24 protein-coding genes are annotated in these 26248 nt (G+C 44.9%); 4 read left to right on the top strand and 20 right to left on the bottom strand.

What is annotated here, in order from left to right; all coding sequences use genetic code 11:
• Nucleotides 1–47 precede the first annotated feature (47 nt).
• Nucleotides 48–890, top strand: coding sequence for an aldo/keto reductase (locus NQS30_RS13975; protein ID WP_007408081.1), 843 nt, complete (start codon nucleotides 48–50; stop codon nucleotides 888–890).
• A 38-nt stretch (nucleotides 891–928) separates the two neighbouring features.
• On the opposite strand, the gene coaE is transcribed toward NQS30_RS13975, so the two are convergent.
• The 11 genes from coaE to NQS30_RS13920 form a co-directional block, all read right to left on the bottom strand.
• Nucleotides 929–1522: a dephospho-CoA kinase gene (coaE, locus tag NQS30_RS13970; RefSeq protein ID WP_033574197.1), complete on the bottom strand. Its 594-nt coding sequence runs from the start codon at nucleotides 1520–1522 to the stop codon at nucleotides 929–931.
• Between the two features lie 15 nt (nucleotides 1523–1537).
• Nucleotides 1538–2170: a sporulation membrane protein YtaF gene (gene ytaF, locus NQS30_RS13965; protein ID WP_053573128.1), complete on the bottom strand. Its 633-nt coding sequence runs from the start codon at nucleotides 2168–2170 to the stop codon at nucleotides 1538–1540.
• 136 nt (nucleotides 2171–2306) lie between these two features.
• Nucleotides 2307–3137 (bottom strand): DNA-formamidopyrimidine glycosylase, encoded by an 831-nt coding sequence (gene mutM, locus NQS30_RS13960; RefSeq protein ID WP_015417984.1) that lies wholly within the window; start codon nucleotides 3135–3137, stop codon nucleotides 2307–2309.
• A 24-nt stretch (nucleotides 3138–3161) separates the two neighbouring features.
• Nucleotides 3162–5801, bottom strand: a complete 2640-nt coding sequence (gene polA / locus NQS30_RS13955) for a DNA polymerase I (RefSeq protein WP_015417985.1) — start codon at nucleotides 5799–5801, stop codon at nucleotides 3162–3164.
• Between the two features lie 246 nt (nucleotides 5802–6047).
• On the bottom strand, nucleotides 6048–7787 hold the full coding sequence (pnpS, locus tag NQS30_RS13950) for a two-component system histidine kinase PnpS (RefSeq protein ID WP_025285095.1): 1740 nt from the start codon (nucleotides 7785–7787) through the stop codon (nucleotides 6048–6050).
• Nucleotides 7780–8499: a response regulator transcription factor gene (locus NQS30_RS13945; protein ID WP_003152457.1), complete on the bottom strand. Its 720-nt coding sequence runs from the start codon at nucleotides 8497–8499 to the stop codon at nucleotides 7780–7782. Before NQS30_RS13945 ends, pnpS begins: the two co-directional genes overlap by 8 nt.
• Nucleotides 8500–8714: 215 nt before the next feature.
• Nucleotides 8715–9653 carry a malate dehydrogenase gene (gene mdh / locus NQS30_RS13940; RefSeq protein WP_003152455.1) on the bottom strand — a complete coding sequence of 313 codons (939 nt, stop codon included), beginning with the start codon at nucleotides 9651–9653 and terminating at the stop codon, nucleotides 8715–8717.
• Between the two features lie 45 nt (nucleotides 9654–9698).
• A complete protein-coding gene (icd, locus tag NQS30_RS13935; protein ID WP_003152454.1) occupies nucleotides 9699–10970 on the bottom strand; it encodes an NADP-dependent isocitrate dehydrogenase in 1272 nt (423 codons plus the stop codon).
• A 160-nt stretch (nucleotides 10971–11130) separates the two neighbouring features.
• Nucleotides 11131–12249 carry a citrate synthase gene (gene citZ / locus NQS30_RS13930; RefSeq protein WP_007613059.1) on the bottom strand — a complete coding sequence of 373 codons (1119 nt, stop codon included), beginning with the start codon at nucleotides 12247–12249 and terminating at the stop codon, nucleotides 11131–11133.
• Between the two features lie 437 nt (nucleotides 12250–12686).
• Nucleotides 12687–12836, bottom strand: a complete 150-nt coding sequence (locus NQS30_RS13925; protein WP_164463356.1) for a PhrK family phosphatase-inhibitory pheromone — start codon at nucleotides 12834–12836, stop codon at nucleotides 12687–12689.
• Entirely contained in the window at nucleotides 12837–13949 is a 1113-nt protein-coding gene (locus NQS30_RS13920) for a response regulator aspartate phosphatase (RefSeq protein ID WP_025285096.1), read from the bottom strand.
• Nucleotides 13950–14235: 286 nt separating this feature from the next.
• Here NQS30_RS13920 and NQS30_RS13915 point away from each other — a divergent pair, with 286 nt between their 5' ends.
• Nucleotides 14236–14757: a hypothetical protein gene (locus NQS30_RS13915; protein ID WP_218791317.1), complete on the top strand. Its 522-nt coding sequence runs from the start codon at nucleotides 14236–14238 to the stop codon at nucleotides 14755–14757.
• Between the two features lie 13 nt (nucleotides 14758–14770).
• Nucleotides 14771–15709 carry a hypothetical protein gene (locus NQS30_RS13910; RefSeq protein WP_218791318.1) on the top strand — a complete coding sequence of 313 codons (939 nt, stop codon included), beginning with the start codon at nucleotides 14771–14773 and terminating at the stop codon, nucleotides 15707–15709.
• Between the two features lie 289 nt (nucleotides 15710–15998).
• Here the strand turns inward: NQS30_RS13910 and NQS30_RS13905 are convergent, their stop codons facing one another.
• The 3 genes from NQS30_RS13905 to NQS30_RS13895 form a co-directional block, all read right to left on the bottom strand.
• Nucleotides 15999–16418, bottom strand: coding sequence for a hypothetical protein (locus tag NQS30_RS13905; RefSeq protein ID WP_032871707.1), 420 nt, complete (start codon nucleotides 16416–16418; stop codon nucleotides 15999–16001).
• Nucleotides 16419–16767: 349 nt separating this feature from the next.
• Nucleotides 16768–17178 (bottom strand): YjdF family protein, encoded by a 411-nt coding sequence (locus NQS30_RS13900; protein ID WP_015240369.1) that lies wholly within the window; start codon nucleotides 17176–17178, stop codon nucleotides 16768–16770.
• A 403-nt stretch (nucleotides 17179–17581) separates the two neighbouring features.
• Nucleotides 17582–18046, bottom strand: coding sequence for a DUF441 domain-containing protein (locus NQS30_RS13895; protein WP_003152447.1), 465 nt, complete (start codon nucleotides 18044–18046; stop codon nucleotides 17582–17584).
• Between the two features lie 96 nt (nucleotides 18047–18142).
• On the opposite strand from NQS30_RS13895, the gene ytvI reads away from it, so the two are divergent.
• Nucleotides 18143–19258 (top strand): sporulation integral membrane protein YtvI, encoded by a 1116-nt coding sequence (gene ytvI, locus NQS30_RS13890; RefSeq protein WP_007408071.1) that lies wholly within the window; start codon nucleotides 18143–18145, stop codon nucleotides 19256–19258.
• A gap of 31 nt (nucleotides 19259–19289) precedes the next feature.
• Here ytvI and NQS30_RS13885 read toward each other — a convergent pair whose 3' ends face one another.
• The 6 genes from NQS30_RS13885 to ystJ form a co-directional block, all read right to left on the bottom strand.
• Nucleotides 19290–19673: an FxsA family protein gene (locus NQS30_RS13885; RefSeq protein WP_012118168.1), complete on the bottom strand. Its 384-nt coding sequence runs from the start codon at nucleotides 19671–19673 to the stop codon at nucleotides 19290–19292.
• A 110-nt stretch (nucleotides 19674–19783) separates the two neighbouring features.
• Nucleotides 19784–21541, bottom strand: a complete 1758-nt coding sequence (gene pyk / locus NQS30_RS13880; protein ID WP_007408069.1) for a pyruvate kinase — start codon at nucleotides 21539–21541, stop codon at nucleotides 19784–19786.
• A 39-nt stretch (nucleotides 21542–21580) separates the two neighbouring features.
• Nucleotides 21581–22540: a 6-phosphofructokinase gene (gene pfkA, locus NQS30_RS13875; protein ID WP_007408068.1), complete on the bottom strand. Its 960-nt coding sequence runs from the start codon at nucleotides 22538–22540 to the stop codon at nucleotides 21581–21583.
• A 191-nt stretch (nucleotides 22541–22731) separates the two neighbouring features.
• Nucleotides 22732–23709, bottom strand: a complete 978-nt coding sequence (accA, locus tag NQS30_RS13870) for an acetyl-CoA carboxylase carboxyl transferase subunit alpha (protein ID WP_025285100.1) — start codon at nucleotides 23707–23709, stop codon at nucleotides 22732–22734.
• Complete coding sequence (gene accD / locus NQS30_RS13865; RefSeq protein ID WP_218791319.1) at nucleotides 23694–24566, bottom strand: acetyl-CoA carboxylase, carboxyltransferase subunit beta; 873 nt, start codon at nucleotides 24564–24566, stop codon at nucleotides 23694–23696. The genes accA and accD overlap by 16 nt, the downstream gene beginning before the upstream one ends.
• 328 nt (nucleotides 24567–24894) lie before the next feature.
• Nucleotides 24895–26127: an NADP-dependent malic enzyme gene (gene ystJ, locus NQS30_RS13860; protein ID WP_015240371.1), complete on the bottom strand. Its 1233-nt coding sequence runs from the start codon at nucleotides 26125–26127 to the stop codon at nucleotides 24895–24897.
• Between the last annotated feature and the right edge of the window lie 121 nt (nucleotides 26128–26248).

Below are 26248 nucleotides of genomic sequence, written 5' to 3'. Positions count from 1 at the left end.
GCGCATTTTGATTGTTTCAACAGACAACTAATAGGAGGAATATATACATGACAACACATTTACAAGCAAAAGCAACATTGCATAACGGAGTAGAGATGCCTTGGTTCGGCATCGGAGTTTTCAAAGTAGAGGAAGGCGCGGAACTCGTCAACGCGGTGAAAACGGCATTGGTGCACGGCTATCGCAGCGTTGATACCGCCGCGATTTACGGAAATGAAGAAGGTGTCGGCGAAGGCATCCGCCAAGGGCTGCAAGAAGCGGGATTAAAACGTGAAGACATTTTTGTCACGTCAAAAGTATGGAATGCCGATTTAGGATATGAAGAAACGTTAAAAGCGTTTGACACAAGCTTAGAAAAACTCGGTTTAGATTATTTGGATTTATATTTGATCCATTGGCCTGTCGAAGGAAAGTACATCGATGCGTGGCGGGCGCTCGAAACCCTCTACCGGGATGGACGCATTAAGGCGATCGGGGTCAGCAATTTCCAAATTCACCATCTGAAACATCTCATGAAAGAGACGGAAATCAAGCCGATGATCAACCAGGTGGAGTACCATCCTCGTCTGACACAGAAAGAACTGCTTGCTTTCTGCACTGAACAAGGCATTCAGCTTGAAGCGTGGTCGCCATTGATGCAAGGTCAGCTGCTTGATCACACCGTTTTACAGGAAATCGCTGAGAAGTACGGCAAATCAGCCGCCCAAGTGATTTTGCGCTGGGATTTGCAGAACGGTGTCATCACCATTCCGAAATCAACGAAAAAACACCGTATTGAAGAAAATGCAAATGTCTTTGATTTCGAACTGTCAGCTGACGATATGAAGCGGATTGATGATCTGAACGAAAACCTCCGTGTCGGTCCTGATCCTGACAATTTTGATTTTTAACCAGAAAAACACCGTTCGGCTTTCCGAACGGTGTTTGTTTATGCCCAGCCGCTCAATACTTCCTCAAGCTGGTGCTTTGTATATTCAAGACTGCCGCTGTTATCAATGACGGCGTCAGCTTTTTTTGTTTTATCCGCTAAAGGCATTTGCGACGTTATCCGGCTCATCGCTGCTTCTTCTGTAAGGGAATTCCGCTCCATCAGCCGTTTAAGCTGAATGTCTGCCGGTACGGTGACGACGAGCACCTTGCCGACAAGATAATCAAGCCCGCTTTCATACAAAAGCGGTATATCCAAAACGACGAACTGCTCTTTTCGCGCAACGGCTTCATCCCGCTGTTTCAGCATTTCCGCACGTACTGCCGGATGAACGATCTGATTCAGCTTCAGACGCTTCTGTTCGTCAGTGAAAACGATAGAACCGAGTTTTTTTCTGTCAATACCGCCATTTTCCAGCAGGATGTCTTTTCCGAATGCCTCCACAATTTGTCCGTAAGCCGGCATTCCTTTTTCCACCGCCTGTTTTGCGATGACATCCGCATCAATGACTGTTATTTTTTTGTCGATCAGCATACGCGCTACCGTGCTTTTGCCGCTTGCGATGCCTCCCGTTAAACCGATGACCAAGCTCAAAAAGCCCACTCCTTCTTACATTTTCCAAATCCCGATGATAATCAGCAGGACTCCCGGCAAAAATGTCATTTTATCTATCCAATTCCATCTTGAAAGCAAATGCCCCGCGTTTATGCCGAGTGAAACAAACAGCGAGCTCATCAGCCCGACAGTCACGCTCATCATAACCGGAGAAAAGCCGAGAATGGCCGCTCCCAGCCCGGCGCCAAACGCGTCAATGGATAAGGCGATACCGAGCAGAAGCGCCTCGACTCCGTTAATGGTTCCGGATTGATCAATATCGGCGCTGGTCGGTTTTTTCAAAATATGAATGACGATGCCGAGCGATTTCACTTCAAGATTAAGTAACGTTTTTTCATGCAATAAGTAATCCGGCTCTTTATCCGGTTTGAAAAATTGCCAGATGACCCATGCCCCGATTCCGATTAAGATCAGCCCGCCCAGTTTTTCCGTGACGGATACGGGAAAAATCTTTGTCAGAAAATGGCCGATCAGCATGGATATAAACATCACAGAGGCTGAACAGCAAGCGATCACGGCAATCGCTTTGAACGGGATTTTCATTTTTCTCAAACCATACGTAAACCCGACTGAAAAACTGTCCAAGCTGACAGCAAAAGCCAAAAGCAGCAAAGAAACAATCTCCATATCCGTTTCTCCCTTTCTCTTGATCGGCAATTGTGACATATGCCTATTGGGTGAATCACAATATATATATGGAGAAAGGTCATCAACTGTGTTAGAAAAAAGTCATTCTGCTGCCGCCTGCTTGAACAGCTTCAGTTCATGATTTTTTTTGGCAGCGGGCGCAAAAATGCGTACCCCTTCCGCCGACCACGATTTTAGAAATCATTGTGCCGCACGTTTTGCACGGTTCATCCTTTTTGCCGTATACGTAATGTTTGAGCTGAAACATTCCGATTTCCCCTTGAGAATTGATATAAGACCGGACGGTGCTCCCGCCCGCGTCAATCGCTTCCTGAAGGGTGTCTTTAATTTCTGTATGAAGCGTTTTTATCTGCCCGTCTGACAGACTGTTCGCTTTTGTCTCAGGATGAATACGCGCCCGGAATAAAGCTTCATCGACATAAATATTGCCGAGGCCGACGACCGCTTTTTGGTCGAGCAGGGCGGTTTTCACCGCGCGGTTCGTTTTTGCAAGCCGCTCTTTTAAATAAGCAGCGGTAAATGCTTCATCATCGGGTTCGGGCCCGAGCTGTGAAAGCGGTAATGCATTCAATTCCTCTCCCGGCGCAAACAAATGCATCGTGCCGAATTTCCGGACATCCCGGTAGCGGAGCTGTGTTCCGTCCGTCATGTGAAACACGACGTGCACATGTTTATCGTCAGGCTCATCGGCTTGATGAAGACCGTATTTCCCCTCCATCCGCAGGTGGGACACCATGACATAATGATCCAGATGGAAAAGCAAAAACTTTCCCCTTCTTCCGATGGATCGGATTGTTTCTCCTGCAATCTGCCGCGCGAATTCCTCCGGCTCGGCGGGTTTTTTGATGATATTCGGCCATCTGATATCCGCCGATTCAATCGTTTTCCCCTTCACAAGACCGGTCAGAGTGCGCCGGACCGTTTCAACTTCTGGTAATTCCGGCACAATCATCACTTCCTTTTTCTCTGTTTATTTTGCATCGTACCAAGACGGCCCTGAAGCATAATCCGCCTTCAGCGGCACGTCTAATGCCAAAGCATGCTCCATCACTTCAGGAACCAGCTTCTCTAATATTTCAATTTCTTCCTTAGGCGCTTCAAAAATCAATTCATCGTGCACCTGAAGCAGCAGTCGCGCCTTCAGGTTTTTTTCTTTCAGCTCAGCTGCCATGTCAATCATGGCTTTTTTAATAATATCGGCGGCGCTTCCCTGAATCGGCGTATTCATGGCCGTCCGTTCCGCAAAGCTCCGCAGGTTGAAGTTGCGGCTTGTCAGCTCAGGAATGTAGCGGCGGCGCTGCATAAGTGTCGTGACATATCCTTTTTGCTTCGCTTCCTGCACCGATTCTTCCATATACGCCTTAACGCCCGGGAAGCTCTCCAAATAGCGGTCTATAAAAGCGCCCGCTTCTTTCCGGGTGATGCCGAGGTTTTGTGACAGCCCGTAATCACTGATGCCGTAAACAATACCGAAATTGACGGCCTTTGCCTGGCGGCGCATCGCTTGTGTCACTTCATCTTCACTGACATGAAATACGTCCATGGCGGTTTTTGTGTGAATGTCCATGTCATTCGTAAACGCTTCGATCAGATTTTCATCTTTTGAAATATGCGCAAGCACCCTTAATTCAATTTGTGAATAATCGGCGGCGAAAATAAGCCAGTCCGGTTCGGACGGTACGAAAGCCTGACGGATTTTCCGCCCTTCCTCCAGCCGGATCGGAATATTTTGCAGGTTCGGATCCGTTGAGCTGAGGCGTCCGGTTTGAGTCAATGCCTGATTGAATCGTGTATGCACTTTATGAGAATCCTTGCGCGTGACTTTCAGCAGCCCTTCAATATAAGTCGATTGGAGTTTGCCGATTTGTCTGTATTGCAGAATGTGCGCAACGATATCATGTTTGTCTGCGAGCTTCTCAAGCACATCAGCTGAAGTGGAATAGCCTGTTTTTGTTTTCTTTACTGGCGGCAGGCCGAGCTTTTCAAACAGAATGACGCCGAGCTGTTTTGGTGAATTGATGTTAAACGGCTCACCGGCGATGTCATGGATTTTTTCTTCATATTCTTTCAGCTTCGCCTTAAGCTCTTCGCCCATTCGCTTCAGTCTTTCAACATCCACTTTGACGCCCATTGACTCCATTTCTCCGAGAATAAGCGCAAGCGGGAGTTCGAGATCTTCATATAATTCAAGCTGATTATTTTCTTCCAAAGCGTCGAGCAGTTTATCACGGAGGCTGTTAACGGCAGACGCTTTCCGCGCGAGATGATCGGCAAGCTCTTTTTCAGCCGGAACGGCGCGCTTTGCGCCCTTTCCGTATACCGCTTCATCTTTTGAAACGATATTCAGCCCGTATTCTTTCGCTACGCTTGCGACATCGTCGTACGAATTGCCCGGGTTTATAATGTAGGCAGCAAGAAGCGCGTCAAATTCCGTTCCCTTCAGCTCAATTCCCTGCCAGCGCAAAGCGACGACGGAACGTTTGCTGTCGAACACCCACTTTTTCATCGATTCATCTTCAGCCCAAGATTTAAAAGCTTCAGACTGAATGGCGATTTCTTTCGGAATATAATAAAGACCTGTTTCATTCACGATGGAAAAGCCGAGGATCGGTTCTTCGTGATAGTTATCACCGATTTGTTCAACGACCAAAGCGGACGGCGAAACGAGCATATCTTCGGTGATTTCTTCTGCCGTTTCAACATTGATGTCTTCAAAATTTTCTTCCGCCGTTTCGCCGCTTTCTTCACCGAGCCGCTCAAGAAGCGTATTAAAACCGAGGTCTTTAAAAATGGCAACAACTTGTTCACGGTCAAACCCTTGGTAATCTAAATCTTCGGGCTTGACTTCAATCGGCGCATTTGTCATAATCGTCGCCAGCTCTTTGCTCATCAGGGCTTGTTCCTTATATTCTTCAAGCTTTTCTTTTAATTTTTTTCCGCTGACTTCATCAATGGAATCAAGCAGTTTCTCAACCGAATGGAACTGCTTTAAAAGCTTAATCGCGGTTTTTTCTCCGACGCCGGGGACGCCCGGTATGTTATCGGATGAATCCCCCATTAATCCCTTCATATCAATGATTTGCAAAGGGGTCAGACCGTACTTTTCTTGCACGTGCTCCGGCGTGTAATCTTCCACGTCAGTAATGCCTTTTCTCGTAATGGCAACGGTCGTTTTCCCGGTTGCAAGCTGGGTTAAGTCCTTGTCCCCCGACACTACCTTTACTTCGAAGCCTTCTTTTTCAGCAGAAACGGCAAGGGTGCCGATAATATCGTCCGCTTCATATTCAGGAAGCTCGTAGCGGCTGATTTTGTAGGCATCAAGGAGCTCGCGGATGAACGGCATCTGTTCTGAAAGCTCCGGCGGCGTTTTTTGTCTTCCGCCTTTATATTCTTTAAACGTACTGTGGCGGAAAGTGGTTTTTCCCGCATCAAAAGCCACCAGCATGTGGGTCGGCTTTTCATCTTCCAGCATTTTCATTAAAATCATCGCAAACCCGTATACGGCATTTGTATGGATGCCTTTTTCATTGCTTAAAAGCGGCAATGCAAAAAACGCCCGGTACGCCAGACTGTTTCCGTCGACAAGCACTAATTTTTTTCGTTCCGTCATTCAATATCCTCCTAAGAGCAAAAGCTCGTCATTCCTCTATTTTTTAATCTCACAGCTTCTCTTATTTTAACAAAGTTCAATTTGAAAGGAAAATGAGCGAACCCCGTGAAAACGCAAAAAAGGACGGGAACAAGAAAACACGTTCCCGCCGTCAAAATTGGCTCCTTGGATGAAGGGGTTCTGTTATATCCTAACAAGATAGGTTTAACAGGTCATGAAGAAATTGTTAATCCTTTGTAAAGCTGGTCACGCTTCCGGCTGCCGCTTCAGCGTCACGGTAAATACAGTCCCCTGTCCCGGCTCGCTTGTGACCTCGATTTTACCTTCATGGGCTTCTATTAAGTGCTTCACGATGGCGAGGCCGAGCCCGGTTCCTCCCGAGTTGCGGCTTCTGTCTTTATCCACGCGGTAGAATCTCTCAAATATCCTCGGGATCTCTTCCTTCTGAATGCCGATTCCCGTATCGGACACTTTGATATCGACAACGGTTTCTTTCACATGTACCGAAATCCCCACCGTCCCTTTTTCAGGCGTGTAGGTCAGGGCATTGTTCGCCAGATTCAAAAACACCTGCTTCAGCCTGTGCGCATCACCCGTCACAAAAATCGGCTCTTCCGGGAGATCGAGCTGAAAGCTGATGCCTTTTTCCTCAGCCTTATGCCGCAAAAGCGCTTCAATTTCATGCAGAATTTTTGCGGCGTCAAAGGACTCTACGCGCATCGTAAAGTTTTGCTGCTCCATCTTGGATAAATCCAGTAAATCCTGCACGAGAGATTGGAGCCGCTCACTTTCTTTCAGAATGATAGACAGAAAGTCTGAAAGCGCCTTTTCGTCTTTCATCGCTCCGTCTAACAGTGTTTCCGTAAAGCCTTTAATCGAGGTGATCGGTGTTTTCAGTTCATGGGAGACATTGGCGACGAAGTCCTTTCTCATCTGCTCCAATTTTTTAATTTCCGTCATATCGTGAAAGACGAGGACGATGCCCTTCCATTCATCGTCAGGGCCCATGATCGGAACGCCGTCAACTTCAAAGTAGCGCCGCTCAATGTTGATGGGAAGTCTGAGCAGCTGGCATTTTTTCGTCTCCGTCATAAATATGTCTTCGACAAGCCGAATGATCTCCTCATGTTCAAACGCATCATGGTAAAGACGCCGAAGCAGACGTTCAGGCTTTGTATGAAACTGCTTCGTGTATGACCGGTTCACGAGATTGATAAAACCTCTCCCGTCTATTAAAATCAAACCGGATCCGATATTTTCAATGACGGTTAACAGACGATCGCGCTGCATATCCTGCGTTCTCGTCATTTCCATTAAATCGACCGCCAGGCTGTTCATCGCACGCCCGAGACGGTCCGACCGCCTTGCGTAACCGCTGTAGGAGCGGGCGTCATAATTCCCCTTGGACAGCTCCGTCGCCACTTTTGTCGCGGCGTCGATTGATTTTTTGTAACGGGACGTCATGTTTGTATAAAAGAAAACGATAATGATAAAAGCGGTACAAAGACTTGCTGCCAGCATGCCCCACATTTCTCCGGTAACGCTTGAACCGCCGTTGATCTCAGAGGAAACGAGTACATACCCCGCAATTTTCCCGGCGTCATTTTTTACGGCAGTGCCGCGGATGACTTTGCTTTTCGACTGTACGGCTTCCTCGCTTTTATTGTGAGAAATGAACTCCTTTACGGCTGAATCATCAGCATGACTGCCGGAATGATATACGGCGTCACCCTTCTCGTTGAGCACGGCGACGTTTATACCGAGGGTGCGGCCGGCGTCACGGATTACCGTTTCATTGCTTTTATTGCCGATTCGGCCGGTGTCAAGAAGGCCCGCTATGTATACCGATTCCTTTTTCAGCTGATCCGCCGTTCTTTCTTCAGCGGATGAAGAAATAAGCTGCTGTAAAAAAAGGCCGAGAACACTGAAAACCAATATGATACATACAACGAGTAAAGCGAACAGACGCACACGGACTTTATTCATTCATTTTTGGCTCCTCCAGTTTATACCCCAAACCTCTGATTGTTTTAATATAGATGGGTTTTTTGGTATTTGATTCGATTTTGTCGCGCAGATGACTGATATGAACGTCAACAATCCGGGTATCCCCGGCAAAATCATAGTTCCAGACCGCGCTCAGCAGAAGATCTCTCGTCAGCACTCTTCCCTTATGTTTTCCCAAATACAGAAGCAGTTCAAATTCTTTAGGTGTCAATTCCAGCTGTTCTGACTTAAAGTACGCTTCGTAATGCTCCGGAAGAATTTTCAGCTCGCCGATGAGGATCTGCCCGTCCTTTTCCTCTTCTCTGCCTTGAGACAGCGAAGAAATGTCAGCCCTTCTTAAAATGGCTTTCACCCGCGCAGTGACTTCCCGCGGACTGAACGGCTTTGTCATGTAATCATCCGCTCCGAGCTCCAGTCCCAGCACTTTATCAAACTCCTCATCTTTTGCTGTCAGCATCAAGATCGGAACCATCATTTTCTGCTGTCTGAGCTGTTTACAGACGTCGATTCCGTCCACTTTCGGCAGCATGACATCCAGTACGATTAAATCCGGATTTTCATTCTCTGCCAGCTCCAGAGCCTCTTCACCGTCTGATGCGGTAATGACATCATAGCCGGACCGTTCCAGATTATACTGTAAAAGAGTAACGATAGATTGTTCATCATCTACAACTAAAATTTTTTTGTTCATGCTGCGCCCTCCGCTGTCTATTTTCCCCGACATCCAATTTTCTCTATTTTATGTGCTGCATATCACTTTATGATTTCATTTTATCCAATACTGCCCGTTCAGACAATTCGCCTTTTTGATCATTTTCAGAGAAAGGATCGCTCAGGGAAAAAGAAAACGCTTTCATTAATTGTAAAAAGAGGAAGGCTTCTGATTCGGAAGCCTTCCCTTTTTTCTTATGACAATACTTTCATCACGTTTTTGACAGATTCAACTGATTTACTCAGCTGCGCTTTTTCATAGTCTGTCAGTTCAAGCTCGATGATTTGCTCTAGGCCGTTTCCTCCGATAATCGTCGGTACGCCTAAGTAAATGCCTTCATGACCGTATTCGCCTTCTAAGTAAGCGATGGTCGGAAGCACGCGGCGCTGATCTTTCAAAATGGCTTCTACCATTTCAGTCAGTGATGCAGCGGGCGCGTAGTAGGCGCTTCCGTTGCCGAGAAGGTTGACGATTTCCCCGCCGCCTTTTCTTGTACGTTCTACAATCGCATCAAGACGGTCTTTCGGGATAAGCGTTTCAAGCGGAATGCCGCCCGCATAGGAATAACGGACGAGAGGAACCATGTCGTCACCGTGTCCGCCAAGAACAAAACCGGTCACATCTTTTACAGACAGGTTTAATTCTTCAGCGACGAATGTTCTGAATCGCGCAGTGTCAAGCACTCCGGATTGTCCGATGACGCGTTCTTTCGGGAAGCCTGATTCTTTGTACACCGCATATGTCATCGCATCAACAGGGTTTGTCAATACAACGATAATGCAGTCAGGAGAATATTTCACGATCTCACGTGTGACGCTTCTCATGATTTTTTCGTTTGTAGATACGAGATCATCACGGCTCATGCCCGGTTTTCTCGCAATTCCGGCTGTGATGACGACGATATCAGAACCGGCTGTGTCCTCGTAGTTGGACGTGCCTGTGATTTTCGCGTCAAATCCTTGAACCGGACTTGCTTCGAGCATGTCTAGCGCTTTTCCTTTTGTCGGGTTTTCTAATTGCGGAATATCAACGAGCACAACGTCCGCAAGCTCTTTTTGAGCTGTAAGAAAGGCTGTTGTCGCTCCCGTAAATCCTGCTCCGATAACAGAAACTTTACTGCGTGTTTTTCCCATGATTCTCTTCTCCTTTTTTGGCTTCATTAGAAGTCTGCTTTAGGTTCAGTCCATGTTTTTAATTAGCTCTTCACCAAACTCTGAACATTTCACTTCAGTTGCGCCGTCCATTAATCTAGCAAAATCGTACGTTACTACTTTTGAAGCAATCGTTTTTTCCATAGATTTAATGATCAAGTCAGCAGCCTCATTCCAGTTCAGGTGTTCAAGAAGAAGCACTCCTGAAAGGATGACGGATGACGGGTTGACTTTGTCAAGGCCGGCATATTTAGGAGCCGTTCCGTGAGTCGCTTCGAAAATCGCATGCCCTGTTTCATAGTTGATGTTCGCTCCCGGCGCGATTCCGATTCCGCCTACCTGAGCGGCAAGCGCATCAGAGATATAGTCTCCGTTTAAGTTCATTGTCGCCACGACGTCGAATTCGCTCGGACGGGTTAAGATCTGCTGAAGGAAAATATCAGCGATGCTGTCTTTGACGATGATTTTTCCTGCCGCTTCCGCTTCGCTCTGCGCTTTATCAGCCGCTTCTTTTCCGTCTTTTTCGACAATGCGGTCATATTCAGCCCAAGTGAATACTTTATCTCCGTATTCTCTTTCGGCAAGCTCATAGCCCCAGTTTTTAAATGCCCCTTCAGTGAACTTCATGATGTTTCCTTTGTGGACAAGCGTGACAGACTTACGGCCGTTTTCGATCGCATACTCAATGGCAGCTCTGACTAAGCGGCTTGTGCCTTCTTCAGAAACAGGTTTGATGCCGATTCCTGACGTTTCAGGGAAACGGATTTTGTTAACACCCATTTCATTTTGCAGGAAGCTGATCAGCTTTTCAACTTCTTCAGAACCTTTCGCATACTCAATTCCGGCGTAAATATCTTCCGTATTCTCGCGGAAAATGACCATATCCGTATCTTCAGGACGTTTGACCGGGGAAGGCACTCCCGTGAAATATCTGACAGGGCGCAGGCACGTAAACAAATCAAGCTCCTGTCTCAGCGCCACGTTCAGAGAACGGATACCGCCGCCGACCGGTGTCGTCAGAGGACCTTTGATGGCGATGAAGTACTCTCTGATGTCTTCCAGCGTTTCGGCAGGAAGCCACTCACCTGTTTTATTATAAGCCTTTTCACCGGCATAAACTTCTTTCCATGTGATTTTTTTCTCGCCTTTATATGCTTTTTCAACAGCGGCTTCCAATACTTTAGAAGCGGCGTTCCAAATATCAGGGCCTGTGCCGTCGCCTTCAATAAACGGGATAATCGGATTATTTGGTACGTTTAATACTCCATTAGAGACTGTAATTTTTTCACCTTGTGACACAATATTACCTCCCAGTATGTAATTCATATTTAGAAAACATTTTATTTTTCTTGTATAGAAAATAAAATGACTTTTCTCAAGATTCTATCAAAATTGTAAACCAATCCGGGCTTGATTAACAAGAGGCTAACGACATGAAAATCACCAGCCTCCCGTTTGATCAGGCTCTTTCATCAATCGGAACAAAAGTCTGCTTATCCGGACCCGTGTAATCAGCGCGCGGGCGGATGAGGCGGTTGTTATCGTACTGTTCAAGAATATGGGCGATCCATCCTGACATTCTGCTGACCGCAAAGATCGGCGTGAACAGATCGTGATCAATGCCGAGACTGTGGTATACAGATGCGGAATAGAAATCAACGTTAGGCGGGAGTTTTTTCTCCGACGTCACGATTTCTTCGACACGGATTGACATGTCGTACCATTTGCTTTCACCCGTCAGATTCGTCAGGCGTTTGCTCATTTCTTTTAAGTGTTTGGCGCGCGGGTCTCCATGCTTATACACACGGTGTCCGAAGCCCATTACTTTTTCCTTTTTCTCCATTTTGCTGCGGATATAAGGCTCGGCGTTTTCCACTTCGCCGATTTCTGTCAGCATTTTCATGACGGCTTCATTGGCTCCGCCGTGAAGCGGTCCTTTTAAAGCGCCGATGGCGGCAGTGATGCCTGAGTAAATATCGGATAAGGTGGCGACACATACTCTCGCCGTAAATGTTGATGCGTTCAGCTCATGATCCGCATGAAGAATGAGCGCTTTGTTAAACGCTTCCACTTCGATCGGAGAAGGCTCTTCACCGTTTAAGGTGTAAAGGAAGTTCTCCGCGATTCCGTACTCTTCCTTCGGTTCAACAGGATCAAGTCCTTTGCGGATTCTTGAGAAAGCGGCGACAATGCCCGGCACTTTCGCCTGCAGACGGATGGCTTTTCTGTAGTTCGCTTCCGGATTCATGACATCGGCTTCACTGTCAGTCAGACCGAGTAATGAAATCGCCGTCCGGAGCGCAGCCATTGGATGTACGTTATTGAGGGGATAGGATTTGAAGTGCTCAATGATTTCTTGTGGAACGGCAGCTTCTTTCGCAAGCTGTTTTTTCAGTTCAGCAAGTTCCGTTTTATTCGGCAGGCGCAGATGCCACAGCAAATAAATGATTTCTTCAAAACTTGCATTCTCTGTCAAGTCGTCAATATCGTACCCTACATATGTAAGGGTATCGTCGATAATAGAGCTTACAGATGATGTTGTTGCTACAACCCCTTCAAGACCGCGTGTTGCTGTCATATTCAACCTCTCCTTTTCAATCAAAATTCCCCTTTAAAGAGTATATAAAACATACGGCTTACTTAAAATGAGTCATGCAAACAATCCCTTTCCCCTTTAAGAAAATGCTTACATTTCACTGATTGCGGTTACATAACCGATATGCTTATAGAGGAACATAACAAATTCTTATAAGCTTATTTAAGTTTAAGCCTATTCTTATTATAAACAATAATCTGATTAATTTGTAGACTTTTAACTAAAAATGTTTTAAAAGCCCTATATATCAAGGTTTTGCGTTGATAAATTTAATCGCTTGCTTTCAGGCGCTTTGTAAAACCATGTATTCTTATTGGGGGAGTTTTAGGGGAGTTTAAAAGGACAACGCACCACTACCCGGGTTATTCACAAATGAACGCCAGAAAGAGCGCAAAAAAAAGCCCTGTCTGGGGCTTTTTTTATGTGCCTACTGGCCGCTCTGCTAATTTTAGAGTACCCACCGGGCGCTCTGTTATCTTAACATCTGATGATGCTTGATTAATCTTGACTACAGCTAAACCACTTAACGTAACAAAGGTTAGGGCTGCACAAAGAATAATTTTTTTCAATTATAATCCCTCCAGGTGCTTCATTTTCTTCTCGGCTAAAATAGCATGTTTAGAAAATTCAAGCGCCTCTTTAAAGAGTCCATGCTTCTCACAGTGTTCTGAAATAATCAAAGAAAGATCAAAAACGCTATCAAGGTCATTTACTTCGTACAAGTAAGAAATACCACCTCGACAAGTTTCAATGCTTTTCCTCTGATCCTGCTGCAGAAGTCCGTAAATAATATTTATTTTAGCCTCATACACCTTATTCTCTTTTCGTTTAAAATATTCCTTTGTCTTTTTATAATAATATGGCATTTTATTTACATCCCCTATTTTATAAAGCTCTTTCAAAAACATATACAGGGAATTTATATAATATACCGAGCCCCTCCACTCTTTATTTCTGATGGCTTTTTTCAAGGCATTTATACAGTCTTGGGGGCGGTTTGCTGCAGAATATGTAAGACTTAAATTATGATGTATTAAAGCTGTGAAAAGTGAATCGTGAAGAACTCTCGAAATTCTGATTGCTTCTAAATAACTTTCCTCCGCTTTTTCATAAAGTCCTAAATCAGTGTAGTTTTGTCCAACAATCATAAGAGACGTGGCGAGCTTTCGTTTATAGCCTTCATTTTCTCTATAAATTTGTAGCGCATCATTGATATAATTCAAAGAAATTAGACTCTGCCGCAGCATCATATACATAGACGCCACTTTCGAATAAAATTCAGCCCGCTCTATACAATCGGGTATATCCTTCAATTTTTTCTCTGCTATTTTGAATAAAGTAATTGCTTTCTCAAAGTTCCTTTTATGCGACTCATATAACGCTTCAAATAGAAAGAAATAATATTCAATCATATGGTCTGTTTTTTTTATTTCATCAGCGTGGTTTTCATTAAAATATGAATGGGGCGGAAGCTCCTCCCCTTTCACCTGATACAAAAGCATTTTGTGCCTTTCCTCCAACAAAGAATAATACATCAAAACTTCCTGATCCTCTTCCATTTCATCAAACAATGGTTTGATCTCTTCAAAATATCTCTCAGCAGACTCAGCGTCTTGTTGTTTTATCGCGATATACCAATCATTTAATATATTTGCAACACATTCAGAAGCCAGTTTACTCATCAATAAACCCCTCTTTCTACAAATATTCTAAATTTTCTCAAATAATATTCTAGCATACTTTTAACATAAAATGTAATTAATAGGAGTTTTTTTCGACATCGCGCAATTTTCCCTTTCGACATCGCGCAATTTCAAAAAAAGGCTATTGACCCACTTTTTCAGAACGGTATTATAGCGGACTATTTCTCTCTATTGTCGAATCTACAGATGTTTTTCCCCATTCATAAAAAAATATAGACCTGTATAATCGGCACTGTAACAAAATAACAAAAAAGGAGATTTTGAGATGAAAAAATTTGTTTTACCTTTCCTGGCTACCTTTACTTTAGCTTCCGGATCATTGCTTTCTTATCAAGACACCGCCTCTGCTACATCTAATACTGATGAAGAATGGATTACGATTGAAGACAGTTCGCAAGGTTCTGGCTCTATTCTTCAGACAGCAACCGAAAGCCCGTATACTGTAATGGCGTCAAAACCTGATTATAAGACCAACTGGAATTTAAAAAAGCGTAGACAGGGACTGGACTTTTTCGCATGCAATTACGCCATGCTGACAAAGGCCAGCGCAAAAATGAGAATAAATACAATCGAGGCAAAATCACGATTGTACTATAATAACGGCGCGCTTTCAAAAAGCAAAACTGACACAAATAGTAATTCAAACTATGCCGGGGCCGAAGCTGTGGGAACAGTAACAGGGGGATATGGATGTAAAGGGAAAGCATATGGCAACTCCAAATACGCGAGAAAAAAATATAAAACTGTTACACATCAGAAAAAATGGAACATAAAAGACGTTCTTTAAAATATAAATGAGAATGAAAAAGATTCTTTTAATTTGTGTTCCCTTCGTAATCTTGGCAGTTGCCGCATCCCTTTACTTTTTTAATAAAGATCAAAACAAACAGACTTCTGCAGTTACAAACGATGAAAAGTACAATGATGAACAAGAAGATGTGACCGGCCCCGGCACTGACACCGTTTCATACGGTTTATATGAAGAGGACGGGCAAATTTTAGACTCTTTGGATATTGGAAAGAAAAATGGGAAGGGATACAAAAAAGTATTATCGTTTAGTCATTATTTTAATGACAAAAGAAAATATGGATTGGTTATCCTCTCAGACTTCAAGACAATTCCTTTCAAAGCAGATAACGGAGGGTACAAAAAATCTTATACATTCAAAATGGATAAAGATTCGGTAAAAAAAATCAAGCTGGAATTTGAGCCGCCTTCTAATTTCAGCGAGTTAAGTTTCATTATTATTCCTGAGCCTGATTACAAACAAGAAAGCACTAACCTTGATATAGCATCAGGTTTACAGGAAAACTTTACTCTCCGTTACATCAGGAAAAGCCGGGATGAAAAAGAAGACCTAAAACCCCAAAAAACAACTGATGAATTAACGGGCGAACAAGTATTTTTAACGTCAAAACAAACCGGAAATAGAATCCTATTCAAATCAAAAAGCAACCAAAAAACATACTTGCAAATTTTTAATTCGCATGATACGAATCTTGATTATGCCTTAGTTGCCTTATCAGGGACAGAACAAAGCTCAGTTAATGGGAAACCTGTTTCATTTACCAGTGTTAAAGAGAATGCCACAAATATATATGAAATTGACATGCCGAAAGTTGAAGATAAAGAAAACTATCAAATTGTCCTATTTCCAACCCCATACAAGACAAGTACAATGTATGAAGGTCTAAACAATACAAGTGAATCGACTTTCAGGACGGTAATAACACCTTAGGGGGTATGGCCTTGTGTGGATTATAATTTTTCTGCTTGTCATTTTGATTGGTTTCACAGGGAATATTGTTTCGTTGTTGAGAGCGCAAAAACAGGCTAATCAAAGAATTATTCAACTATTAGAAGAGAAGAAAAAGTAATCCCCCAAAACGGGGGATTTTTTCATTTCAATAATGATTTCAGTTTCGCTTTCGTACTCGGCCCGTAAATTCGCATCTGCTCTGTTTATTCGTGATAGACAGGAACCTTTTTACCAAAAGAGGACATCCTATGTAGAGTATCCTGTTTTATCAATTTTGCCTTGTGGAGTTGTTATGCTTTAAATGCAGGAATGTAACTGCTGAATTTCTGTCCCTTGAACCAGAACCCAAAAGGAAGGGGTCTACTCTGAAAGTCAATGTATCGGTTCCTGAAATCTTGCCTTTTTTACCCAGAAGCTTTGAATGAGGGATAATTATGAACTTCACTATATACCTGCCTTCTTTTTCTTCGGATAATTTAACGCCTCCTTTAGTGGTAACAGAGAGTGTGTCATCCTTATAGAATTCACGGGCACTGTCTAATATATTTTTACAGAAAAGCTCATGCATAAAAACACCAAATAGCTCCTGAGAAACTTTTGGGTTCTGGCCGTGTTCTTGTTTAGCAGCAGCCACTGTGATAGAGCTTAACGAAAAACATAAGATCACCAATACAATTATTTTTTTCATAGTAATCATCTCCCTTCACTTTAACATTTGCATTCCTTTATTTTTTATTACATCTTGAATATCTAATAACTTCGAAAAGTCTTCTCCCTTCATAAAAGAGAGAGGTTATTATTACTTCAGCTAAGACAAGATTTTCGCTTTTGTACTCAGCTGTAAATATCCTCATCAAACCGTTCATCAATTGAAACTGACTCATTTACTGATGTAAGTGATTTTAAATAAATGGAAGAAAAACCCTCCTCATCTCGAGAAGGGCTCTGACTTATACTTCTTTTTCTCTAAATCATTCCGAAGAAACAAACTGATGCCGCTCAACTTTTCAATCGGAGGGCTTTATAGGGTTCTCCAACTATTTGCCCCTATGCTTTTCTTTTGCTTTTTGTTTTCTGATTAAATATTTTTGTTCCTTTATTTTTTCTCTTTGTTTTCTATTCAGTTGTTTTTTCTTTTCTTTTCTTGCTTCAAGCTCCTGTTTTATCGCTTTTTGTGCCTTAGTTGATATCCCGATATTTTTCATTTCTTTAGAAGCTTGTCGCTGCAATCTTTTTGGGTTTAATTTCTTAGATTTTGCTTTAACACAAACCCCTTCTTGTTCAGTGTGGGAGAGAGTCTGTAAAAGTTGATTATTAACAAAATGCATTATTTCTGAATCCTTTGGCTCTTGTCCAAACAAATGACGAATTGCTCTTAATTTCCCGTCATTCACAACTTCAATGACTCCTACCCAAAACTGACCATCGTAGTAAACCGTTAATTTCATAACGATTCCCTCCTCCTAAATTTACTGAAGAATGATGGACATCCCGAGGAGGGGAAGGTTACTGACATTTTAAATCATGCATCCGGACTACCAACCGAATTGTGTTTTTTCATTCTCATTATAAATTTAACAAACTTTCAAATTGAAGGAAAGGGTCTCCGCTTATTTTAACAACACTTCAAGTTTTGCTTTGGTATCAGGCAGGCCCATAAATCCCATCAGCTTTTAATCTACTATCGCTGTTTTCGCTCCATGTGCGCCGTCAATCCGAAGTTCTTTGTTACATGATAAGCCGCTTCATTCATCGGAATAATGTAAATGGCATTTGTCTGAACTACAAAATGCGCAAGTGCAAACTCTTATTTTCTCCACAAAAAAAGCAGCTTTACGCCGCTTTTTTACTTTACGAAGTGAATATTTTAACGATTTGCATGGCCAAGTAGGCGATTCCGGCGCCGATTAACGGGCCGACGGCGACGCCTCCGAAAAGCGCGACGGCAAGTATCGTGCCGATGACCAGCGCCGTTGTAATATGAGGGTCGTTTTCCAATAAGGTGAGACCGTTTTTGGCGATTAAGGCAACCGCGATCCCGGCACCGAGAGCGATCCACGCATAATATGATTTCATCGCTTCTCCGAGCTGTTTAAAACCGATATCACCTGTGGCAATCGGCACTAAAACGGCGATTGTAATGACGGTGACCCCCCAGTTGATGCCTTTTGACTGAATAACCGGAAATAGTTTCTGATCAAGACCGACAGCTTTTATCACAATGAGAAAGCCGACGGCAAAAAGCAATGACTGATTTTTGGCTACCAATGCGATGGCCAGCAATAATAGTAAAAATAAATTCGCCTGTGTAAACATCCTGAAAGCACCCTCTTTCATCATATCTGTATTCATATCCTTTTTTTTGACGAATAAACTAATGTAATAGGACGTGCCATCGAGAGGAGGATCGATGTGAATCCGCACTATGCAACTGTTTTTTTCCGCGCGCTGTTTGTACTCGCTGCGGCCGGCGGCGCTTTAGCGGCCGGTTACGCCTCATTTCCGTTAACTTATCCGTTTCTGATCGCCCTTATTCTGTCATCAGCGATCATTCCCGTAGTTGACTGGCTGGACAAACTGACGGGGCTGCCCCGGTCAGTCAATACTGTCATTGTCCTGGTCTTCTTTTTGCTTATTCTTCTTGGCGCGGCGACATTTCTCGTTGCGGAAATCATTTCGGGAACCGCCTATCTGGCCAAAACGCTCCCTCCCCATATCAGCGCCTTTATGACGTATTGCGAAGAGCTGTTCACTTCCCGCATTCAGCCATTGTACCACGAGCTGACCGTCCTATTTAACGGACTGGAAACCAATCAGCAGGCATCCATCGTGACGCATATTCAGACCCTCGGTGATACAGCCGCTAAAAATGCGGGGCTGATGCTTTCACATCTTTTAGAGCTGGTGCCGAAATGGATTGCCTTCCTTCCCAATACAGCTGCCGTCTTCATTTTCGCAATGCTGGCGACTTTTTTTATGACAAAGGACTGGCATAAGCTGAAGGCGCTGCTTTATTCCATTCTTCCGGAACGGGTTTCGGCAAACGCCAAGGCCGTATCGGGAGAGCTGAAAAAAGCGATGGCAGGTTTCATTAAGGCGCAGGCCGTGCTCATACTTTTCACGATGATCATTGTCTTTATCGGACTTTTTCTTTTAGGGATTGAGCATGCGGCAACCATCGCCTTTTTTATCGGCCTGGTGGACCTGCTCCCGTATCTCGGCGCCGGGTCGGTCTTTGTTCCCTGGATTATGTATTTGGCCATTGCCGGTCAGCTTCCTCAAGCGATCGGTCTCGGTGTTTTATATATTGTGGTTCTTATCCAGCGCCAGCTGACGGAGCCGAAAATTTTAAGCAAGTCAATCGGACTTGATCCGCTTGCGACCTTAATCGCTCTGTTTGCCGGCTTTAAATTGTTCGGAATTTTAGGACTGGCTGCGGGGCCCGCGCTGCTCGTTTTCATTCAGGCCTTTATCACAACGGGCGCTTTAAAAGAAATATGGGCCTATATTACTGTTCAGTCCAAATAAAAACAGCAGCCCTGTAAGAAGGCTGCCGTTTTTATTTGATAATGATCCGCTTGTTTTTTGACATTCCTCTCAGCCATTTGAACAAAAGCGGCTTCATGCGGTTCCGAGTGAACGGAATCAGAAGACAGGCCCCTGCAATATCGGACAGAAAACCCGGAAGCATCAAAAGCAGGCCTCCGAAAAAGACGCATATTCCGTCAAGAAGCGCTTCCCCCGGCATTTTGCCGTGCTGCAGGTCGCGCATCACCCGATGATACACATCGGTTCCCTGTCTTTTTGCCACCAAGGCGCCTAACACGCCTGTCAAAATGATGAGAAGGAAGGTCGGAAAAATACCGAGCCATTTTCCCGCCAGCAGAAACAAACCGATTTCAATTGCCGGACACACGATAAACAGTAAGAATAACACTCTCATTTTTCTGCCCTCCTGCCCTTCTAAAAGCGCGTCACCGCCCGCATGGGAATAGGAAAATCAACCTAAAGACAAAAGAGAAGGGAGAACCCCCCTCTCTTTTTTAAAGCTGTTTAAAGAACGCTTGCGCGGCCTTCATACACAGCGCCGCGGGCAGCGTCAACTGTGATAACCTGTCCTTCTGTTAAAACTGAAGTTGCGTTCTCCAGACCGACGATAACCGGAATGCCCAAGCTTAAACCGACAACGGCTGCATGGCTTGTCAGACCGCCTTCTTCAGTGATAAGCGCTGATGCTTTTTCAAGTGAAGCGATCATGTCGCGGTCAGTGCTTGAAGCAACCAATACTGCGCCGTCTGTCATTTTTTGTTCAGCTTCTTTCGCATTTTTTGCAACAACGACCGGACCGAATGCAGATTTGCGTCCGATGCCTTGCCCTTTCGCGATAACGCTGCCGACAGTGTGGACTTTCATCAGATTCGTCGTGCCTGATTCACCGACAGAACCTGCTGTAATGACAATCAGATCACCGCGTTTCACGATGCCGCTGTCAAGTGATTTTTGAACCGCGTCTTCAAGCATTTCATCGGTTGAATTCGCGTTTTGGCCGCTTGCCGGGAATACGCCGAATACAAGGCCGAGTTTGCGTGATACAGACTCATTAACCGTAACGGCTACAATCGGAGCCTGCGGACGGTATTTCGCGATCATACGCGCCGTATGGCCGCTTTCTGTAGGCGTAACGATAGCTGCCGCACTCAGATTGATCGCCGTGTGCGCAACTGATTGGCCGATCGCATCGGTAATCGTCATGCCGACCTGATCTCTGCGTTTAGACAGAATTTCTTTGTAGTTCAGAGATTCTTCCGTGCGTGTGGCGATGTTAAACATTGTTTGAACCGCCTCGACAGGATATTGTCCCGCAGCCGTCTCACCGGAAAGCATGATAGCATCTGTGCCGTCGAAAATGGCGTTGGCAACGTCACTTGCTTCAGCGCGTGTCGGGCGAGGGTTGCGCTGCATGCTGTCAAGCATTTGAGTCGCAGTAATAACCGGTTTGCCGAGCGCGTTGCATTTTTTGATCATTTCTTTTTGCACGAGCGGCACTTCTTCGGCCGGGATCTCTACGCCGAGGTCTCCGCGCGCTACCATTAAGCCGTCAGATACTTCCAGGATCGCATCCAGGTTGTCCACGCCTTCCTGGTTCTCGATCTTAGGAATGATTTGAATGTCAGACGCGTTATGCTCTTCAAGCAGTTCGCGAATTTCCAGGACATCCGTAGAACGGCGTACAAATGACGCAGCGATGAAATCAACGCCTTGCTCGATACCGAATACGATGTCTTTGGCGTCTTTTTCAGTAATTCCGGGAAGGTTGACGCTGACGCCGGGAACGTTTACGCCTTTTTTATTTTTCAGCGTGCCGCTGTTTAAGATTTTTGTTTTGATTTCGTGTTTTTCCGGATTTGATTCTAGCACTTCCAATCCGATTAAACCGTCATCCAACAGGATGATAGACCCTGCTGACACGTCGTCTGCCAGGCCTTCATAAGAAACTGAGAATTTTTCAAGCGTTCCCAGCACCTGTTTCGTAGAAACGATAATTTCATTTCCCGCCTGAAGCTCAAGCGCGCCGTTTTCCATATCGTGCGTGCGGATTTCCGGACCTTTCGTATCGAGGAGAATCCCCACGTTTTTGCCGAGCTTTTTGCTTGCTTCTCTGATGTTTTTGATTCTTGCGCCGTGCTCTTCGAAATCACCGTGTGAAAAATTCAGACGAGCAACGTTCATACCCGCTTCCATCAATTTTGTCAGCATTTCTACACTTTCACTGGCCGGACCGATTGTACAAACGATTTTTGTTTTTTTCAACTCGTTCACTTCCTTCTGAAATCTTCAGCTTCTTCCGCCTTAAATAGACAGTTCTTTTGAAAGCTGATACATGTTTGGTTCAACAGTATGTTTTGATTCTAAAATTTCTATAATATCATGGTCTACAAGCTTGTTGTTTTGTATACCTACGCAGCGTCCGCCTTTTCCTTTAAGCAGAAGCTCAACCGCGTAAGCGCCGAGGCGGCTTGCAAGAACCCGGTCAGAAGCGCTTGGAGATCCGCCGCGCTGGATGTGCCCTAAAACGGAGACCCGTGTTTCAAGGTTCGTTTCTTCTTCGATGCGTTTTCCGAATTCAACCCCGCTGCCTACCCCTTCTGCAACGATGATGATACTGTGTTTTTTGCCGCGGTCGTGCCCTCTCTTCAAACGGCCGATAATTTCCTGCATATCGTAGTCCGCTTCAGGAATTAAAATTGATTCCGCTCCGCCTGCAAGACCTGCCCATAAAGCAATGTCGCCCGCATGGCGCCCCATCACTTCAATAACGTATGTACGCTCATGAGACGTAGCGGTGTCACGGATTTTATCAATCGCATCAATTACGGTGTTTAACGCCGTATCAAACCCGATCGTAAAATCAGTTCCCGGGATGTCATTATCTATCGTACCCGGTACACCTACACACGGAAACCCGTGTTCCGTTAATTTTTTCGCACCCATGTATGAACCGTCTCCGCCGATGACGACAAGACCTTCAATGCCGAGTTTCTTTAAATTTTCGATTCCTTTTTCACGGCCTTCAACTGTTTTGAATTCAGGACATCTGGCCGTATACAGCTTTGTTCCGCCGCGGTGGATGATGTCACCGACCGAACCAAGCTCCAGTTTCTCTATTTTTCCGCTGATTAATCCTGAATAACCGTTATAAATTCCGTACACTTCGACGTCGTGGTAGATAGCTTTCCGCACAACCGCGCGCACCGCAGCGTTCATACCCGGGGAATCCCCGCCGCTCGTTAAAACTCCTATACGCTTCATTTCCTATTCACCTCAGCAACATATATATGTTAAACATATCATGATCATTGCCCTAAAACAATGAAAAGGGACGCCTGAGCTCCCATGAAACCTTACCTATTATACAATTAAATAAATTGTTTTTAAATAAAATTTAAGGAATATCACAAAAATCACAAAAAATAAACGTGAGCCATAGGCTTCACGTCTATTCAGTTTACCCCGATATATTGATCCTCAACCGAAACTTTCCCGATTGCTTTATATTTTTCATAGCGCTGTGAGATCAATTCTTCGGCGTTCAATTGAAGAAGAGATTTTAACGTTTCTTTAAGTATACCGTCAATGTAGCCCGCCTGCTGCTTGATATCGTGGTGAGCTCCGCCCTTCACTTCTTTAATCATATCGTCAATAATTCCTAATTCTAATAAATCGGGCGCAGTAATCTTCATGGATTCGGCCGCTTTTTTCGCAAGGCTGGAGTCCTTCCACAAAATGGACGCGGCTCCTTCAGGAGAAATAACGGAATACGTCGAGTTCTCAAGCATCAGCATGCGGTTGCCCACACCTAATGCAAGCGCGCCTCCGCTGCCGCCTTCCCCGATGACGATACAAACGACAGGCACTGTCAGGCCGGCCATCTCGAACAGGTTCTTGGCGATGGCTTCACTTTGTCCCCGTTCCTCCGCCGCTTTACCCGGGTACGCTCCCTTCGTGTCGATGAAGCAGATAATCGGGCGGTTGAACTTATCGGCCTGCTTCATGAGACGAAGCGCTTTGCGGTAGCCCTCAGGGTGAGGCATCCCGAAATTGCGGACAAGGTTTTCTTTCGTGTCTTTTCCGCGCTGATGTCCGATGACGGTGACCGGCATGCCGTGATATTTGGCGACTCCGCCGACAATCGCCGCATCATCTCCGTATGTTCTGTCTCCGTGGCACTCAAAAAAGTCGGTAAACAGGTATTGAATGTAATCAAGCGTCGTCGGCCGGTCGGGAAGGCGTGCGATCTGCACTCTGTCCCACGGCTTCAGGTTTTTATAAATCTCATCCTGAAGCTTGCTGAGCCGGTCTTCAAGCCTTGCGATTTCAGCGCTTAAATCCATCTCCGAATCTTGGGTGAATTTTTTCAGTTCGGCGATTTTCGTCTGCAGTTCAATCACTGGTTTTTCAAATTCTAATCTTGCAGCCACTCATGCTCACCTCCTGTTTGGTGCATGTCCAGCAGAAATGCGAGTTTGTCTTTCATGTCGTTTCGGTGAATCACCGCATCAAGCTGGCCGTGCTTTAATAAAAATTCCGCCGTCTGGAAATCTTCCGGCAGTTTTTCCCCGATCGTCTGTTCAATAATACGTCTTCCGGCAAATCCGATCAAGGCGCCCGGTTCAGCGAAATTATAATCACCGAGAGACGCGAAACTGGCCGATACGCCGCCTGTCGTCGGGTGGGTCATGACAGAAATAATCAGTCCCTGCTCCTCACTGAACAGTTTTAATGCAGAGCTTGTCTTTGCCATTTGCATAAGGCTTAAGACCCCCTCCTGCATACGTGCGCCGCCGGAAGCGGTAAAGATGATAAACGGGGCTTTTTCCTCTTTTGCCTTTTCAATTGCAAGCGTGATTTTTTCGCCGACAACCGAACCCATGCTGCCCATTCGGAATGTTGAATCCATGATCGCGATCACGGCCGGGAATCCGCTGATGGTTCCTTTTCCGGTAACCACCGCTTCATTCAGCGATGTTTTCTCACGGTCTTTTTCGATTTTTTCTAAGTATTCCGGGAAACCGAGCGGGTTTTCAGATATCATTCCCTGGTTGAATTCTTCGAATGAATCTTCATCCAGGAGGCTTTCAATGCGCTGCTTTGCATTCATCGGGAAATGGTGCCCGCAGTTCATGCAGACGCGCAGGTTTTTATCTAACTCTTTTGTGAGCATGATTTTTTTACATTTGGGGCACTTTGTCATAATGCCTTCCGGAACATCATGTTTTGCCTGCTCAGACGGCACGGAAGCATATTTTTTCTTTTTTGTGAATATATCCTTTAACAAATGATTACCTCCCTTTTGTGAAGGGTTCTCTTCACTGCATGTCTTCCGATTAGATAGACTTAATAATAACTTTACCGAAACTATTGTACTTTTTTTGTCAAACGGTGTCATCCTCCATTCGACATTTTTTGCTTCAAAACAGACGGAAACGGACGGATTTCATACCGTAAAAAGCGTTGTTCAGCCTTATCTGTCAGCGTTTTCAAAAGAAATAAGGATTCTGCTGAAATTTTTTTAAGACCTGCCCTTAAAAAAATGCCAGCAGTCCGTATATTGAACAGCAGCGCGTTGTTTTTTTCCAACGCGCTGCCATTTCATTTTTGTGTTATTATTCGCCGATGACCGTGAGCTGTCTTGTTTTTTCAGCCACTTCCTCAGGATCGACCGTAATTCTGGCGACGCCCGTTTCCATCGCTGCTTTCGCAACAGCTTTCGCAACGGCAGGAGCCACACGTTTGTCAAATGGAGCCGGGATGACATAATCAGCGCTTAATTCTTCCTCTGTAACAAGGGAAGCAATCGCTTCAACCGCAGCAATTTTCATTTCTTCGTTGATGTGAGTCGCGCGAACGTCAAGCGCTCCGCGGAAAATTCCAGGGAATGCCAGGACGTTGTTGACCTGGTTCGGGAAATCAGAACGGCCTGTTCCGATTACGCTTGCGCCGGCTGCGCGCGCGTCTTCAGGCATGATTTCCGGATTCGGGTTGGCCATTGCGAAGATAATTGGATCTTTCGCCATGCTCTCCACCATTTCTTTCGTCAGCGCGCCTTCGACTGATACGCCGATAAAGACGTCTGCATCTTTAATGACATCCTGAAGCGAACCGTCGTTGCGGTCTTGGTTTGTAAACTTCGCCACTTCGTTTTTCACTGCGTTCATGCCGGCCGGACGCCCTTCGTAAATCGCCCCTTTAGAGTCGCACATTACGATGTTGCGTACGCCGAAATGGTAAAGAAGCTTGATGATCGCGATGCCTGCCGCTCCCGCTCCGTTTGCCACAACTTTAATGGATGACATGGATTTACCTGATAATTTCAGCGCGTTTACAAGTCCGGCAACGGTTACGATGGCAGTGCCGTGCTGATCATCGTGGAAAACCGGAATGTTTGTTTCTTTTTTCAGGCGCTCTTCGATAATGAAGCAGTTCGGCGCCGCAATATCTTCAAGGTTGACACCGCCGAATGTCGGTGCAAGCAGCTTTACAGTGTCAATGATTTTGTCCACATCGTTTGTGTCAAGCGCGATCGGGAATGCATCCACGCCCGCGAAACTTTTGAACAGCACCGCTTTCCCTTCCATGACCGGAAGTGAAGCTTCAGGCCCGATATTACCGAGACCGAGAACGGCTGATCCGTCTGTTACGACTGCTACCATGTTCCCCTTCATTGTATAATCATATACTTTGTTTTTATCGTCATAAATCTCTTTACAAGGCTCAGCTACTCCGGGAGAGTAGGCAAGGCTTAAGTCGTCCGCGTTTCTGACTTCTACCTTTGCTTTTGATTCCAGCTTTCCTTGATTTACTTTGTGTAAATGTAACGCTTCTTCTCTTAATGACATTCTAAACACTCCTTTTAAGTACTTTGTTACATATTCTGCCGCATAGACTGGTACAATCGCTGGAGGTGAAAAATTTCAGAATCTTTAAATAAGATAGCACAATTGTTTCAATTGTATAACA

The sequence above is a fragment of the Bacillus sp. B1(2022) genome, assembly GCF_040259625.1.
In the GTDB taxonomy this organism is placed as follows: domain Bacteria; phylum Bacillota; class Bacilli; order Bacillales; family Bacillaceae; genus Bacillus; species Bacillus velezensis.
The sequence above is the reverse complement of the archived record's forward strand: the minus strand, read 5'-3'. Positions and strand labels throughout refer to the sequence as shown.

Coding starts and splice junctions, on each gene's coding strand:
- NQS30_RS13975 (WP_007408081.1), top strand. CDS start 48: ATGACAACACATTTACAAGCAAAAGCAACATTGCATAACGGAGTAGAG.
- ytaF (WP_053573128.1), bottom strand. CDS start 2,170: ATGGAGATTGTTTCTTTGCTGCTTTTGGCTTTTGCTGTCAGCTTGGAC.
- polA (WP_015417985.1), bottom strand. CDS start 5,801: ATGACGGAACGAAAAAAATTAGTGCTTGTCGACGGAAACAGTCTGGCG.
- pnpS (WP_025285095.1), bottom strand. CDS start 7,787: ATGAATAAAGTCCGTGTGCGTCTGTTCGCTTTACTCGTTGTATGTATC.
- NQS30_RS13945 (WP_003152457.1), bottom strand. CDS start 8,499: ATGAACAAAAAAATTTTAGTTGTAGATGATGAACAATCTATCGTTACT.
- mdh (WP_003152455.1), bottom strand. CDS start 9,653: ATGGGAAAAACACGCAGTAAAGTTTCTGTTATCGGAGCAGGATTTACG.
- citZ (WP_007613059.1), bottom strand. CDS start 12,249: ATGACAGCAACACGCGGTCTTGAAGGGGTTGTAGCAACAACATCATCT.
- NQS30_RS13920 (WP_025285096.1), bottom strand. CDS start 13,949: ATGAGTAAACTGGCTTCTGAATGTGTTGCAAATATATTAAATGATTGG.
- NQS30_RS13915 (WP_218791317.1), top strand. CDS start 14,236: ATGAAAAAATTTGTTTTACCTTTCCTGGCTACCTTTACTTTAGCTTCC.
- NQS30_RS13910 (WP_218791318.1), top strand. CDS start 14,771: ATGAAAAAGATTCTTTTAATTTGTGTTCCCTTCGTAATCTTGGCAGTT.
- NQS30_RS13905 (WP_032871707.1), bottom strand. CDS start 16,418: ATGAAAAAAATAATTGTATTGGTGATCTTATGTTTTTCGTTAAGCTCT.
- NQS30_RS13900 (WP_015240369.1), bottom strand. CDS start 17,178: ATGAAATTAACGGTTTACTACGATGGTCAGTTTTGGGTAGGAGTCATT.
- NQS30_RS13895 (WP_003152447.1), bottom strand. CDS start 18,046: ATGTTTACACAGGCGAATTTATTTTTACTATTATTGCTGGCCATCGCA.
- NQS30_RS13885 (WP_012118168.1), bottom strand. CDS start 19,673: ATGAGAGTGTTATTCTTACTGTTTATCGTGTGTCCGGCAATTGAAATC.
- pfkA (WP_007408068.1), bottom strand. CDS start 22,540: ATGAAGCGTATAGGAGTTTTAACGAGCGGCGGGGATTCCCCGGGTATG.
- ystJ (WP_015240371.1), bottom strand. CDS start 26,127: ATGTCATTAAGAGAAGAAGCGTTACATTTACACAAAGTAAATCAAGGA.